The 15147-nt window shown below is 60.2% G+C and carries 12 protein-coding genes; 9 read left to right on the top strand and 3 right to left on the bottom strand.

Annotated elements, in window-relative coordinates; genetic code table 11:
- A partial coding sequence (locus ACIGDJ_RS25250; protein WP_397504642.1) for a 30S ribosomal protein S2 occupies positions 1–128 on the bottom strand: 128 nt, incomplete at its 3' end.
- 373 nt (positions 129–501) lie between these two features.
- On the opposite strand from ACIGDJ_RS25250, the gene map reads away from it, so the two are divergent.
- The 4 genes from map to ACIGDJ_RS25230 all read left to right on the top strand — a co-directional run bounded on the left by map (position 502) and on the right by ACIGDJ_RS25230 (position 6154).
- Positions 502–1284: a type I methionyl aminopeptidase gene (map, locus tag ACIGDJ_RS25245; protein ID WP_101157864.1), complete on the top strand. Its 783-nt coding sequence runs from the start codon at positions 502–504 to the stop codon at positions 1282–1284.
- 40 nt (positions 1285–1324) lie between these two features.
- Entirely contained in the window at positions 1325–4027 is a 2703-nt protein-coding gene (locus ACIGDJ_RS25240; RefSeq protein WP_101157862.1) for a [protein-PII] uridylyltransferase, read from the top strand.
- A 43-nt stretch (positions 4028–4070) separates the two neighbouring features.
- On the top strand, positions 4071–5270 hold the full coding sequence (gene dapC / locus ACIGDJ_RS25235) for a succinyldiaminopimelate transaminase (RefSeq protein WP_101157860.1): 1200 nt from the start codon (positions 4071–4073) through the stop codon (positions 5268–5270).
- A gap of 149 nt (positions 5271–5419) precedes the next feature.
- Positions 5420–6154: a M12 family metallopeptidase gene (locus ACIGDJ_RS25230; RefSeq protein WP_101157858.1), complete on the top strand. Its 735-nt coding sequence runs from the start codon at positions 5420–5422 to the stop codon at positions 6152–6154.
- Between the two features lie 8 nt (positions 6155–6162).
- Here the strand turns inward: ACIGDJ_RS25230 and ACIGDJ_RS25225 are convergent, their stop codons facing one another.
- The gene (locus ACIGDJ_RS25225; RefSeq protein ID WP_101157856.1) at positions 6163–7794 is read right to left on the bottom strand and encodes a Na+/H+ antiporter; all 1632 of its coding nucleotides are present in this window, start codon (positions 7792–7794) and stop codon (positions 6163–6165) included.
- A gap of 277 nt (positions 7795–8071) precedes the next feature.
- On the opposite strand from ACIGDJ_RS25225, the gene ACIGDJ_RS25220 reads away from it, so the two are divergent.
- The 4 genes from ACIGDJ_RS25220 to ACIGDJ_RS25205 all read left to right on the top strand — a co-directional run bounded on the left by ACIGDJ_RS25220 (position 8072) and on the right by ACIGDJ_RS25205 (position 11248).
- Positions 8072–8434, top strand: a complete 363-nt coding sequence (locus tag ACIGDJ_RS25220; RefSeq protein ID WP_093104271.1) for an ArsC family reductase — start codon at positions 8072–8074, stop codon at positions 8432–8434.
- A gap of 31 nt (positions 8435–8465) precedes the next feature.
- Positions 8466–9500 (top strand): 2,3,4,5-tetrahydropyridine-2,6-dicarboxylate N-succinyltransferase, encoded by a 1035-nt coding sequence (gene dapD, locus ACIGDJ_RS25215; protein ID WP_101157854.1) that lies wholly within the window; start codon positions 8466–8468, stop codon positions 9498–9500.
- A 141-nt stretch (positions 9501–9641) separates the two neighbouring features.
- Positions 9642–10847, top strand: a complete 1206-nt coding sequence (locus ACIGDJ_RS25210; RefSeq protein ID WP_101157852.1) for an aminotransferase class V-fold PLP-dependent enzyme — start codon at positions 9642–9644, stop codon at positions 10845–10847.
- The gene (locus tag ACIGDJ_RS25205; RefSeq protein ID WP_397479391.1) at positions 10844–11248 is read left to right on the top strand and encodes a SufE family protein; all 405 of its coding nucleotides are present in this window, start codon (positions 10844–10846) and stop codon (positions 11246–11248) included. Before ACIGDJ_RS25210 ends, ACIGDJ_RS25205 begins: the two co-directional genes overlap by 4 nt.
- Positions 11249–11347: 99 nt before the next feature.
- Here the strand turns inward: ACIGDJ_RS25205 and tcdA are convergent, their stop codons facing one another.
- Positions 11348–12166, bottom strand: coding sequence for a tRNA cyclic N6-threonylcarbamoyladenosine(37) synthase TcdA (gene tcdA, locus ACIGDJ_RS25200; protein WP_071174533.1), 819 nt, complete (start codon positions 12164–12166; stop codon positions 11348–11350).
- 214 nt (positions 12167–12380) lie between these two features.
- Between tcdA and ACIGDJ_RS25195 the strand changes: the two genes are divergently transcribed.
- Entirely contained in the window at positions 12381–14969 is a 2589-nt protein-coding gene (locus ACIGDJ_RS25195; protein WP_397479390.1) for a glycosyltransferase, read from the top strand.
- The last annotated feature ends 178 nt before the right edge of the window (positions 14970–15147 follow it).

Here is a 15147-nt window from a genome sequence, read left to right as displayed (position 1 = left end):
AGGTTGATGATGGGAATCGTGTTACGCGCGCCGAAAATGTACTTGCCCATTTTCGGATTCCAGTAACGGGTTTGGTGACCGAAGTGCACACCGGCCTTCAGCATATCGCGCATGTTGACTTGGGACATGATAGTTCCTTGATAAGTCGGGTTTGGCCTCCACGTATCCCAATGACCAACCAGAGGCATAAAGCCCAAGGCACCCAGGTCATCGTGTCGACACGTGTGTGGATTTAAGCTTTTCGGGGCATCCCCGGAAAGCGGCGCATTTTATACCACAGGGTGCGCAGAAACGGAAACCAGAATCTGTATTCCCTCCGGCTACATGGACGCAGCCCCCTTGGAATCGGTTCGATGGGCACCATTGTATAGACACAAGCCAGACAGGCAGGCGCAGTTTTGCGCCTCCCGTCTGATAGAATCGCGTTTTTCAGGGTCGCAAAATCCACACCTGCCACCCAATTCGTATCCGTAAGCGCCGCCGAGCGCAGAGAGAGCCTGTATGACCGTCAACCTCAAAACCCCCGAGGACATCGCTGGCATGCGTGTCGCCGGCAAACTGGCCGCCGATGTGCTGGAAATGATTGCCGAACATGTCAAACCGGGCGTGACCACCGATCAGCTCAACCAGATCTGCCACGACTACATCGTCAATGTGCAGGAAGCCATCCCCGCCCCGCTCAACTACAAGGGCTACCCGAAGTCGATCTGCACCTCGATCAACCACGTGGTCTGCCACGGCATCCCGAACGACAAGCCGCTGAAAAACGGCGACACGCTGAACATCGACGTCACCGTGATCAAGGACGGCTACCACGGTGATACCAGCCGCATGTTCCACGTCGGCGAAGTGCCGGTCTGGGCCGAGCGTCTGTCGCAGGTCACCCAGGAATGCATGTACAAGGCCATCGAGATCGTCAAGCCCGGTTGCCGCCTCGGCGACATCGGTGAAGTGATCCAGAAGCATGCGGAAAAAAATGGTTTCTCGGTGGTGCGCGAGTTCTGCGGTCACGGTATCGGTAAGGTCTTCCACGAAGAACCGCAAATCCTGCACTACGGTCGCGCCGGCACCGGCATGGAACTGAAGGCGGGCATGACCTTCACCATCGAGCCGATGATCAACCAGGGCAAGGCCGACACCAAGGTACTCGGCGACGGCTGGACTGCAATCACCAAGGACCGCAAGCTCTCGGCCCAGTGGGAACATACCCTGCTGGTCACCGACACTGGCTATGAGATCTTCACTTTGCGCAGCGATGACACCATCGCGCGCATCTCGGCCTGACACTCAGAACGCTCCCAGCCTATAGAAGGAAAGCCAATCGATGCCGCAGGTGGATCCCGAACTCTTCGACCGCGGCCAGTTCCAGGCTGAACTGGCCCTCAAAGCGAGTCCTATCGCGGCGTTCAAGAAGGCGATCCGCCAGGCCCGCGAGGTCCTCGACACGCGCTTTCGCAATGGCCGCGACATCCGCCGCCTGATCGAAGACCGTGCCTGGTTTGTCGACAACATCCTGCAAAAGGCCTGGGAGCAGTTCAACTGGAGCGAAGACGCCGATATCGCTCTGGTGGCGGTCGGCGGCTACGGCCGCGGCGAACTGCACCCCTACTCCGATATCGATCTGCTGATCCTGCTCGACAGTGCCGACCACGAAGTTTTCCGCGATTCCATCGAGCGTTTTCTGACGCTGTTGTGGGACATTGGCCTGGAAGTCGGCCAGAGCGTGCGCTCGGTCGACGAATGCGCCGAAGAGGCCCGCGCCGATCTGACCGTGGTCACCAATCTGATGGAAAGTCGCACCATCTGCGGCCCCGAGCGTCTGCGCCAGCGCATGCTCGAAGTCACCAGCACCGCGCACATGTGGCCGGCCAAGGAGTTCTTCCTGGCCAAGCGTGCCGAACAAAAGGCTCGTCACCACAAATACAACGACACCGAATACAACCTCGAACCCAACGTCAAAGGCTCGCCCGGTGGCCTGCGCGATATCCAGACGATTCTCTGGGTGGCCCGACGTCAGTACGGCACCCTGAACCTGCGCGCCCTCGCTGGCGAAGGCTTTTTGGTCGAAAGCGAAAACGCCCTGCTCGCTTCCTCGCAGGAATTTCTGTGGAAAGTGCGCTACGCCCTGCACATGCTCGCCGGTCGTTCCGAGGACCGCTTGCTGTTCGATCACCAGCGCACCATTGCCGGCCTGCTCGGCTTTGAAGGAGACGACGCCAAACAGGCGGTCGAAAACTTCATGCAGCAGTACTTCCGTACGGTGATGAGCATTGCCCAACTGAGCGATCTGATCATCCAGCACTTCGAGGAAGTCATCCTCGCTCCGGAAGACGAAGCGCCGCCGCAGCCGATCAACTCGCGCTTCCAATTGCATGACGGCTACATTGAGGCGCGCAACGACAATGTCTTCCGCCGCACGCCGTTCGCCATGCTGGAAATTTTCGTGCTGATGGCCCAGCAGCCGGAAATCAAAGGCGTGCGCGCCGACACCATTCGTCTGCTGCGCGAACATCGTCATCTGATCGACGACAATTTCCGCAACGACATCCGCAACACCAGCCTGTTCATCGAGCTGTTCAAGTGCAAGATCGGCATCCACCGCAATCTGCGGCGGATGAACCGTTACGGCATTCTTGGGCGCTACTTGCCGGAGTTCGGCTTTATAGTCGGGCAGATGCAGCACGACCTGTTCCACATTTATACGGTCGACGCGCACACGCTGAATCTGATCAAGCACCTGCGCAAACTGCAGTACACCCAGGTTTCGGAGAAATTTCCGCTGGCGGCCAAGCTCATGGCCAAGCTGCCCAAGCCTGAACTGATTTACATGGCCGGCCTGTACCACGACATCGGCAAGGGTCGGCACGGCGATCACTCGGAGATCGGCGCGGTCGATGCCGAGGCGTTCTGCCAGCGCCACCAGTTGCCGGTGTGGGACAGCCGCCTGATCGTCTGGCTGGTGCAGAACCACCTGGTGATGTCCACCACTGCCCAGCGCAAGGATCTGTCCGATCCGCAGGTGATCCACGATTTCGCCCAGGCGGTCGGCGATGAAACGCGCCTCGACTACCTCTACGTGCTGACCGTGGCGGATATCAACGCGACCAATCCGACGCTGTGGAATTCATGGCGCGCCAGCCTGCTGCGCCAGCTCTACACCGAAACCAAACGGGCCCTGCGCCGGGGCCTGGAAAATCCAGTGGATCGCGAAGAACAGATTCGCCAGACGCAAAGTGCGGCGCTGGATATTCTGGTGCGCGGTGGCACCGACCCGGATGACGTCGAGCAGCTGTGGGCGCAATTGGGCGATGACTATTTCCTGCGTCATACCGCCGGCGACGTGGCCTGGCACAGCGACGCGATCCTGCAGCAGCCGGTCGATGGCGGGCCGCTGGTGCTGATCAAGGAAACCACCCAGCGCGAGTTCGAGGGCGGCACGCAGATCTTCATTTATGCGCCGGATCAGCACGACTTCTTCGCTGTGACCGTGGCGGCGATGGACCAGCTCAACCTGAACATTCACGACGCGCGGGTCATCACCTCGAGCAGCCAGTTCACCCTCGACACCTACATCGTGCTCGACAACGAAGGCGAATCGATCGGCGATAACCCGGCGCGGATCAAGCAGATCCGCGAGGGCCTCACCGAAGCCCTGCGTAACCCGGACGACTACCCGACGATCATCCAGCGCCGGGTGCCGCGTCAGCTCAAGCATTTTGCCTTTGCCCCGCAAGTGACGATTCACAACGACGCGCAGCGTCCGGTGACCGTGCTGGAACTGACTGCGCCCGACCGGCCGGGCCTGCTGGCGCGTGTCGGGGGGATTTTCCTCGAGTTCGACCTGTCGCTGCAGAACGCCAAGATTGCGACCTTGGGCGAGCGTGTGGAAGACGTGTTCTTCATCACTGACGCGCACAATCAGCCGCTGTCCGACCCGCTGCTGTGCAGCCGTTTGCAGGATGCGATCGTCGAACAGCTGAGCGTCAATCAGGAACCGGATATCAAATTGTCGCGCCTCAGTATTTGATGGCGCCTCGGATTCAAATGGCTTTGCGAGAGACCCAGCCCCGATGAACAACGCTCTGAACCAGCTCCAGCCGTACCCGTTCGAAAAGCTCCGCGCCCTGCTCGGCAGCGTCACGCCGAACCCGGACAAGCGCCCGATCGCCCTGTCGATCGGCGAACCGAAACACCGCTCGCCGAGTTTTGTCGCCGAAGCGCTGGCGAACAATCTGGATCAGATGGCGGTGTACCCGACCACGCTCGGCATCCCGGCCCTGCGCGAAGCCATCGCCGGCTGGTGCGAGCGTCGCTTTGGCGTGCCGAACGGCTGGATCGATCCGGCGCGCAACGTGCTGCCGGTCAACGGCACCCGTGAAGCGCTGTTCGCCTTCACCCAGACCGTGGTCAATCGTGGCGACGATGCGTTGGTGGTCAGCCCCAACCCGTTCTATCAGATCTACGAAGGTGCGGCGTTTCTCGCCGGGGCCAAGCCGCACTACCTGCCGTGTCTGGATGAAAACGGCTTCAACCCGGACTTCGATGCTGTAGCGCCAGAGATCTGGCAGCGCTGCCAGATCCTGTTCCTGTGCTCGCCCGGCAACCCGACCGGCGCGCTGATTCCGGTCGAGACCCTGAAGAAGCTGATCGCGCTGGCTGATCAGTACGACTTCGTGATTGCCGCCGACGAGTGCTACAGCGAACTGTACTTCGACGAACAGACCCCGCCGCCGGGCCTGTTGAGTGCTTGCGTCGAACTCGGCCGCAAGGATTTCAAGCGCTGCGTGGTCTTCCACAGCCTGTCCAAGCGCTCCAACCTGCCGGGCCTGCGTTCAGGCTTCGTTGCCGGCGATGCCGACATCCTCAAAGGCTTCCTGCTGTATCGCACCTACCACGGCTGCGCGATGCCGGTGCAGACCCAACTGGCCAGCGTGGCCGCGTGGAATGACGAAGTGCACGTGCGCGCCAACCGTGCGCTGTATCGCGAGAAATTCGATGCAGTGCTGAACATCCTCAGCCCGGTCATGGACGTACAGCGTCCGGATGGCAGCTTCTATCTGTGGCCGAATGTGCAGGGCGATGACGCGGCGTTCTGCCGGGATCTGTTCGAGCACGAACATGTGACCGTGGTGCCTGGCTCGTACCTGTCGCGCGATGTCGATGGCGTCAATCCAGGGGCAGGCCGCGTGCGCATGGCGTTGGTTGCGCCGCTGGCCGAGTGTGTCGAAGCGGCTGAACGCATTCGCGACTTCATTCAGCGCCGCCGGTAACACCCGATCGCCTGTGCCGGGCAATCCGGCACAGGCGATTCAAACATCGCGTAACAGTTCGCCTATTCCTGTACCCCGCCTTTTTGCCGTCCAGACGCTAGTCTTAAACCGCGTCTCCATAGAGCCCTCAACTTCAAGGAAGAAGTGAAATGCAAGAACTCCTGGATTGCCAACTCGTTCAGTGGCCAGACAATCAAGCGGCCTACCTGGCTGCGATCAATGAAAACCCGGCCAACGCCGGCACCGACAGCGCGACCCGTTCGCGCCGCAAGCGATCTGTGCTCGATTACTCAAAATTGTGGGCTAACGGCCGCACCTTGAAGATTGCCTTCATGGATGCACCCGAGCGCGATCACAAACGCAGAATCATCGACGCGGCCAGCCGTTGGTTACCGTACGTCAACCTCAAGTTTGAATTCGTCGACGATCGGAAAGGCGATATCCGTATCGCCACAAAGAATAATGACAACAGCTCGATGCTCGGCACCGATGCGCTGCTGATTCATCCAGACCACGCGACCATGAATCTGGGAGTCAAACCCGATCATGCCGACTTCGAGGTGATCGTGACCCACGAATTCGGTCATGCTCTCGGAGCACTGCACGAGCACCAGCACCCTCAGGCCAACATTCCGTGGGATAGACCCAAGGTGTATGAGTTCTATCAAAATCGGCCAATGAATCCGCTGACCCGCGAGCAGGTCGACCACAATCTGTTCGCCTCTTTCAACACGCTCGATGCCATTTTCACCGCCTATGACAAGCGTTCGATCATGCATCACCCTGTAGCGAATGCACTAACGGTGGGCGACTGGCACGTCCCGATCAATCGCAAGATCAGCAAAAAAGACAAACGCCTGATGCGACTGCTCTATCCCAAGTGACGCTTGGCCTACTTGACCTGCCCCAGGTTGGCCTCGCTCAGATCCAGCTCCCCCAATACCTCTCTGAGCACATCATCACCGATCTGATGCTGACGGCTCAGGCGATACAACTCGAGGCGTTGCGCGCGCAGCGCCTTGAGACGCAGCCGACGCTCAAGCAGATCCATCTGGAATGCCAGCGCCTGGGCTTCGGCGGAATCGTTGAACACCTCCAGTTGATGGCGATATTCGGACATGATCCGCGCTTTGAGCTCCGCTGCCAGCGCCGCTTGAGCGGCATCCTGCGGCACGACCTCTTCGGTTTCCAGCGAGTGGATCGCAGCTTCAGCAGTCTTGCGCCAGGCATCGCGCACTTCCTGACGACGTTTGTCGTCGGGACTTTTGTCGATGCCGCGCAGCAACAACGGCAGCGCGATACAGGCCGAGACCAGCGACAGCAGAATGACTCCGGCAGCGATGAAGATCAGCAAGTCGCGCTCAGGAAAAGCCTCGGCGCCGATCAGCATCGGCACCGACATCACGCCCGCCAGCGTCACCGCCCCGCGTACACCGCCGACCGTCAGCAACCAGCAGGAGCGCGCCGTCGGCACCTGGGTCAGCTCGCCCTTGCCGCGCAACCGGCGCAGCAACACCGACAGGCGCCAGATGCTCTGTACCCAGATGAATCGCAGCAACACCAGCGCGACGAAAATCGCCAGTACATCGAGGCAGCGATAGAACAGCGTCGGCCACAAGGTGGGTTCGTGGCTGACGACAGCTTTGATGATGTCCGGCAGTTGCAGACCGAGCAGCAAGAAGATCAAGCCGTTGAAAGCGAATTCGAGCAGCGACCAAACGCTGCGATTAAGCAATCGCGTACTGGTCTGGCGCGGCAGCAGATCGAGCCAGCTCTGCATCATCCCCGCCGCCACCGCCGAAAGAATCCCGGAAGCGCCCAGACGTTCGGCCAATACGTACGCGGCGAACGGCAGCAGCAACATGAACACCACGTGAGTGGCCGGGTCATCCCAGCCGCGGCTGATCATCCATGCGCGCAGGCGCCCCACCAGCCAGCTCAGTGCCACGCCGACCGCCAGGCCACCGAACGCCACGGCGACGAAGGTCAGACTGGCGTTGGTCAGCGAGAACACGCCTGTCACTGCCGCTGCCAAGGCAAACTTGAAGGTCACCAGACCCGAGGCGTCGTTCATCAGCGCCTCGCCTTGCAGCATGTGCATCAGCGGTGTCGGCAAGCGGTTCTGTGCAATTGCCGAAACCGCCACTGCGTCGGTCGGTGACAAAACCGCCGCCAAGGCAAAAGCGACGGGCAGCGGGATCGTCGGCAATAGCCAATGAATGAAAAATCCGGCACCGACCACTGTGAACAGCACAAGGCCGACGGCCAGGGTCAGTATCGGACCGCGCAATTGCCAGAGCGCGCGTTTGGGCATGCGCCAGCCATCGGAAAACAGCAGTGGCGGCAAAAACAGAAACAGAAACAGCTCGGGATCGAGGGCGACGTGCAGGCCCAAAGTCGGCCAGGCGAGCAAGGCGCCGGCGGCGATCTGCACCAGCGGCAACGGCAACGGGATGACTCGCCCGAGCAGGCGCGAGACGCTGACCAGCGTCAGCAGGATCAGGACGGTGTAAGCAGTTTGCATAAAACGAAAATCTCAGACGGTCGACAGCGTTGAACTGCCATATTAGCGCCTTAGGCTGTGGCTGACCGTTGCACCTATGTCGCAGCCCACGCTTTTGTAGGAGATGCGGCACGCTGCGATCTGTTGATCTTCAAGATCAAAAGCTCGCAGCCTCGTTTCACTCGTCAGCTCCTACAGGGTTTTGCATTGCCAAATTGCCCTGAGGCGCCGCGAAACCGTCCGGTCATGGCATAATCCGTCACCATTTTTTTCCAGCACCTGTAAAGGGGGCGATTCCTTGGCCGTTTCAAGTAAAACGTTGCACCTTTTCGGCATCAAGGCGTGCGACACCATGAAAAAGGCGCGCACCTGGCTCGATGAACACGCTGTCAGCTATGACTTCCACGATTACAAGACCGCCGGCATTGACCGTGAGCACCTGACCCAATGGTGCGACGAGCACGGTTGGCAAACCGTGTTGAACCGCGCCGGCACGACCTTTCGCAAACTCGACGACGAACGCAAAGCCGATCTCGACCAGTCGAAAGCCATCGAACTGATGCTCGCACAACCCTCGATGATCAAGCGCCCGGTGCTCGATCTCGGTGACCGAACCCTGATTGGCTTCAAGCCAGACATCTACGCGGCCGCTCTGAAGTAAGCAGCCCGTCACTCTTTGTAGAGGTATTCACATGTCCAATTCCCTGTTCAGCATCGCCTTTGGTGTCGGCACCCAGAACCGTCAAGGCGCGTGGCTGGAAGTGTTCTACGCACAACCACTGCTCAATCCTTCGGCCGAACTGGTCGCGGCCGTAGCGCCGATCCTCGGTTATACCGAAGGCAACCAGGCCATCACCTTCACCACTGCCCAGGCCGCGCAACTGGCTGAAGCGGTCAAAGGCATCGACGCCGTCCAGGGCAAGTTGCTGACCCGTCTGGCCGAGAGCCACAAGCCACTGGTCGCCACGCTGCTGGCTGAAGATGCACAACTGACCTCGACACCTGAGGCCTACCTCAAACTGCACCTGCTCTCGCACCGTCTGGTCAAGCCGCACGGCGTCAGCCTCGCCGGTATTTTCCCACTGCTGCCGAACGTGGCGTGGACCAGCCTGGGCGCCATCGACCTGAGCGAACTGGCGGAAATGCAACTCGAAGCGCGTCTGCGCGGCGAGCTGCTGGAAGTGTTCTCGGTGGATAAATTCCCGAAAATGACCGACTACGTGGTACCGGCCGGCGTGCGTATCGCTGATGCCGCACGTCTGCGTCTGGGCGCTTATGTCGGCGAAGGCACCACCGTCATGCACGAAGGTTTCATCAACTTCAACGCCGGCACCGAAGGCCCGGGCATGATCGAAGGCCGCGTTTCCGCTGGCGTATTCGTCGGCAAGGGTTCGGACCTGGGCGGCGGTTGCTCGACCATGGGCACCCTGTCGGGCGGCGGCAACATCGTGATCAAGGTCGGCGAAGGCTGCCTGATCGGCGCCAATGCCGGTATCGGCATTCCGTTGGGCGACCGCAACACTGTCGAGTCAGGCCTGTACGTCACCGCCGGCACCAAGGTTGCGCTGCTCGATGAGCACAACAATCTGGTCAAGGTCGTGAAGGCGCGTGAGCTGGCTGGTCAGACTGATCTGCTGTTCCGTCGCAATTCGGAAACCGGTGCCGTGGAATGCAAAACCCACAAATCAGCGATCGAACTGAACGAAGCGCTGCACGCTCATAACTAAGCAGCACCACCCAATACCTGTAGGAGCGGGCTTGCTCGCGAAAGCGGTCTGTCATTCGGCAACCATGTTGGCTGACAGGTCCCCTTCGCGAGCAAGCTCGCGCCCACAGGGTCAGGCGTACACCCTCCTGGGCCCGCTAACATGATGATCCCCTCCCCCTGGCGCGCCGATTTCCCGGCCATCGCCGCACTGCAACGGCAAGACCAGACCTATCTGGACAGCGCCGCCACTACACAAAAACCCCAAGCCCTGCTCGACGCACTGACGCATTACTACGCCAATGGCGCGGCCAATGTGCATCGTGCGCAACACCTGCCTGGCGCGCACGCGACTCAGGCGTTCGAAGACAGTCGCCGAAAGGCAGGCCAATGGCTGAATGCCGGTGACAGCGGGCAGATCATTTTCACGCACGGCGCCACCAGTGCGCTGAATCTGCTGGCTTATGGTCTGGAGCCTCTGTTTCAGCCGGGCGATGAGATTGTCATCAGCGCACTGGAGCATCACGCCAACCTGCTGCCGTGGCAGCAACTGGCGCAACGCCGTCAGCTGAAACTGGTGATCCTGCCGCTGGACGCCGACGGCCTGATCGATCTCGCCGCTGCCGTGCATCTGATCGGCCCGCGCACACGCTTGTTGGCGGTCAGCCAGTTGTCCAACGTGCTCGGCGCCTGGCAGCCACTGACCGCTTTGCTCGGCATGGCCAAGGCGCAGAATGCGCTGACGGTGGTCGATGGCGCGCAGGGTGTGGTGCACGGCCGGCATGATGTGCAGGCGCTGGGTTGCGATTTCTATGTATTTTCCAGCCACAAACTGTATGGCCCCGATGGGCTCGGCGTGCTGTTCGGGCGCAACGCTGCGCTGGAGCAATTGCAGCATTGGCAGTTCGGCGGCGAAATGGTGCTCGATGCCAATTATCAGGATTCGCGCTTCCGCCCCGCGCCGTTGGGGTTCGAGGCAGGCACACCGCCGATCGCCAGTGTCATCGGCCTCGGAGCGACCCTCGACTACTTGGCCGGTTTGGATCAGGACGCCGTATCTGCCCATGAAGCGGCATTGCACGACTATCTGCTGCGTGGGCTTGCCGCACGCAATGGCATTCGCCTGCTGGGCACGCCGCAACTGGCGCTGGCCAGTTTTGTCGTCGACGGCGTGCACAACGCCGATCTCGCGCATCTGCTCACCGAACAAGGCATCGCCGTGCGTGCCGGGCATCACTGCGCCATGCCTTTGATGAAAAGCTTCGAACTGGCCGGCGCGATTCGCGTGTCGCTGGCCCTGTACAACGATTCGGAAGATCTGGAGCGCTTTTTCGAGGCGCTGGATCAGGCGCTGGAGCTGTTGCGATGAGTTTGCCGGTGGAAGCGGCCGAAGCGCTGCAGACTTTCCAAAACGCGGCGGGCTGGGAGCAGCGGGCGCGATTGCTGATGCAGTTTGGTGACCGTCTGCCGTCATTGCATGAGGCTGAGAAATGCGAGGCCAATCGGGTGCATGGCTGTGAAAGCCAGGTGTGGCTGGTCGCAGAGTTGCGCGACGGGCACTGGCAATTCAGGGCGAGCAGCGATGCGCGGATGATTCGCGGGTTGGTGGCGTTATTGCTGCTGCGGGTCAACGGCTTGTCGGCGGCTGAGTTAAAGCAAATCGACTTGCCTGACTGGTTTAATCAGCTCGGCCTGTCGCGCCAGCTATCGCCCTCGCGCAGTAATGGCCTGAATGCCGTGCTCCAGCGGATGAATGAATTGGCCGGTTAATCGCCATCGCTGGCAAGCCAGCTCCCACAGGGGATTTTTTTACACCACAGATCCAATGTGGGAGCGGGCTTGCTCGCGAAGGGGCCAGCAGCCCCAACATCAAGCCTGAGGTTTTACTCGGTCCGAAGGGCGCCGCACCCCCGCCACAATCTTGTCCACAGCCTTGGTCGCCGCGACCATGCCGAACGTCGCCGTGACCATCATCACCGCGCCAAACCCGCCGGCGCAGTCGAGTTTTACGCCGTCGCCGACAAAACTCTTCTGCAGACAAATGCTGCCGTCCGGTTTCGGATAGCGCAGCTGTTCCGTGGAAAACACACACGGCACGCTGTAGTGGCGGGTCACGGTGCGGGAAAAGCCGTAGTCCCGGCGCAAAGTCGAACGGACTTTCGAAGCCAGCGGATCGTTGAAGGTGCGATTCAGATCGCAGACCTGAATCAGCGTCGGGTCGATCTGCCCACCCGCGCCGCCGGTGGTGATGATCTGGATCTTGCGGCGTTTGCACCAGGCGATCAGCGCCGCTTTGGCATTGACCGCATCGATGCAGTCGATCACGCAGTCGATATTCGGCGTGATGTATTCGGCCATGGTGTCGCGAGTGACGAAATCGGCCACGGCGTGCACCGTGCAATCGGGATTGATCCCGCGCAGACGCTCGGCCATCACTTCGACCTTGGGTTTGCCCACGGTGCTGTCCAGGGCGTGCAACTGGCGGTTGGCATTGCTGACACAGACGTCGTCGAGGTCGAACAGCGAAATCTCGCCAACCCCGCACCGGGCCATGGCTTCCGCCGCCCAGGAACCGACGCCACCGACGCCGACGATCGCCACATGGGCGGCGCGCAAGCGTTCCAGGCCCTCAATGCCATACAAACGGGCGATGCCTGCAAACCGCGGATCTTCTGTACTCATGACCATTACCCCAAAAACCGGCGCGCATTATAGGGCTACGCAGCGACAAGTTTTAAGCTGCAAGCGACAAGTGCAAGAACTTAAGTCAAAGAGGCTTGCCCAATGTGAGCCATTTCCCTGTCTGATGTACGACCGGCGAACTGTCGGTGTAGGATGCGCGCCCTTCGGCGTATTAGCCTACCGATCCTCCGTTCCACAGCCTTTGGAACCCGAAACAGCTATGTCATCGCGTAAATTTGGACTCAACCTGGTGGTGGTGCTGGCCATCGCTGCCTTGTTCACCGGTTTCTGGGCGCTGGTCAATCGCCCGGTCACGGCGCCGGACTGGCCGCAGCAAATCTCCGGCTTCTCTTATTCGCCATTCCAGCAGGGGCAATTCCCACAGAAGGATCAATATCCGTCTGACGACGAAATGCGCCGTGACCTGGAAATCATGAGCAAGCTGACCGACAACATCCGTATCTATTCGGTGGACGGTTCGCTGGGAGACATCCCGAAACTGGCTGAAGAGTTCGGTTTGCGTGTGACCCTCGGTATCTGGATCAGCCCGGATCAGGAACGCAACGAACGGGAAATCGTTAAAGCCATCGAACTGGCCAATACCTCGCGCAGCGTGGTGCGCGTGGTGGTCGGCAACGAGGCGCTGTTTCGCGAGGAAATCAACCCCGAAGCGCTGATCGTTTTACTGGATCGGGTGCGCGCTGCGGTGAAGGTGCCGGTAACCACCTCCGAACAATGGCACATCTGGGAGAAATACCCGCAACTGGCCAAGCACGTTGACCTGATTGCCGCCCACGTCTTGCCCTACTGGGAATTCATTCCGGTGGACAAGGCTGGCCAGTTCGTTTTCGACCGCGCCCGCGACCTGAAAAAGCTCTTTCCGAAAAAACCGCTGCTGCTGTCTGAAGTCGGCTGGCCGAGCAATGGGCGCATGCGCGGTGGCGCTGACGCATCGCCGGCAGATCAGGCGATTTATTTGCGCACTCTGGTCAACAAGCTCAATCGCCAAGGCTTCAACTACTTCGTGATCGAAGCGTTCGATCAGCCTTGGAAGGCCAGCGACGAAGGTTCTGTGGGCGCTTACTGGGGCGTGTTCAACGCCGCGCGTCAGCAGAAATTCAATTTCGAAGGCCCGGTGGTGGCGATTCCGCAGTGGCGCGTGCTGGCCATCGGCTCGGTGGTGCTGGCACTGCTGTCGCTGACCCTGCTGATGATCGACGGCTCGGCGCTGCGCCAGCGCGGCCGCACGTTCCTGACGTTTATCGCGTTCCTGTGCGGTTCGGTGCTGGTGTACATCGGTTACGACTACAGCCAGCAATACAGCACGTGGTTCAGCCTCACGGTCGGGTTCCTCTTGGCGCTCGGCGCGCTCGGGGTCTTCATCGTGCTGCTCACCGAGGCCCATGAACTGGCCGAAGCGGTGTGGATTCACAAACGCCGGCGGGAATTCCTGCCGGTGCTGGGCGATTCCGATTACCGACCGAAAGTGTCGATCCACGTGCCCTGCTACAACGAGCCGCCGGAGATGGTCAAACAGACCCTCGACGCCCTCGCTGCACTGGATTATCCGGACTTTGAAGTCCTGATCATCGACAACAACACCAAGGACCCTGCGGTGTGGGAGCCGGTGCGCGATTACTGCGCCACCCTTGGCCCGCGCTTCAAGTTCTTCCACGTATCGCCACTGGCCGGTTTCAAGGGGGGCGCGCTGAATTACCTGATTCCGCACACCGCCAAGGATGCCGAAGTGATCGCGGTGATCGACTCCGATTACTGCGTGCACCCCAACTGGCTCAAGCACATGGTGCCGCACTTCGCCGACCCGAAAATCGCCGTGGTGCAGTCGCCGCAGGATTATCGCGACCAGAACGAAAGCACCTTCAAGAAGCTTTGCTATGCCGAATACAAAGGCTTCTTCCACATCGGCATGGTGACCCGCAACGACCGTGACGCGATCATTCAGCACGGCACCATGACCATGACCCGCCGCTCGGTACTGGAAGAATTGGGCTGGGCCGACTGGTGCATCTGTGAAGACGCCGAACTGGGTCTGCGCGTGTTCGAGAAAGGGCTGTCGGCGGCGTATTACCACGACAGCTACGGCAAGGGCCTGATGCCGGATACCTTCATCGACTTCAAGAAACAGCGTTTCCGTTGGGCCTACGGCGCAATCCAGATCATCAAGCGCCACACCCGCAGCCTGCTGCGCGGCAAGGACACCGAACTGACTCGCGGTCAGCGTTATCACTTCCTCGCCGGTTGGCTGCCGTGGGTCGCCGATGGCATGAACATCTTCTTCACCGTTGGCGCGCTGTTGTGGTCAGCGGCGATGATCATCGTGCCGCAACGGGTCGATCCGCCGTTGCTGATTTTCGCGATCCCGCCGTTGGCGCTGTTCGTGTTCAAGGTCGGCAAGATCATCTTCCTCTATCGCCGCGCCGTCGGCGTGAATCTGAAGGATGCGTTCTGCGCGGCGCTGGCCGGGCTGGCGTTATCGCACACCATCGCCAAAGCGGTGCTGTACGGTTTCTTCACCAGCAGCATTCCGTTTTTCCGCACGCCGAAAAATGCCGACAACCATGGTTTCTGGGTGGCGATCAGCGAGGCTCGCGAAGAGTTGTTCATCATGCTGTTGCTGTGGGGCGCGGCGCTGGGGATTTTCCTGGTGCAGGGCATTCCGAGCAATGACATGCGCTTCTGGGTAACCATGCTGCTGGTGCAGTCGCTGCCGTATCTGGCGGCATTGATCATGGCGTTCCTGTCGTCGCTGCCCAAACCTGTGGCCAAGGCTGAGCCTGCCGCTGCTTGATCGGTTACTGCTTAACGTCAAACGGCGGCCTTCGGGTCGCCGTTTTGCATTAGAATGGTCGCCTTTTTCAATGCCAACACATCCCGTAGGAGCTGCCGAAGGCTGCGATCTTTTGATTTTGCTGTTGATTTCAAAAACAAGATCAAAAGATCGCAGCCTTCGGCAGCTCCTACAGGTT

Origin of the sequence: Pseudomonas sp. NPDC079367, from assembly GCF_044542195.1 — a bacterium.
Lineage (GTDB): Bacteria > Pseudomonadota > Gammaproteobacteria > Pseudomonadales > Pseudomonadaceae > Aquipseudomonas.
This window is presented reverse-complemented; position numbering and strand designations above follow the sequence as displayed.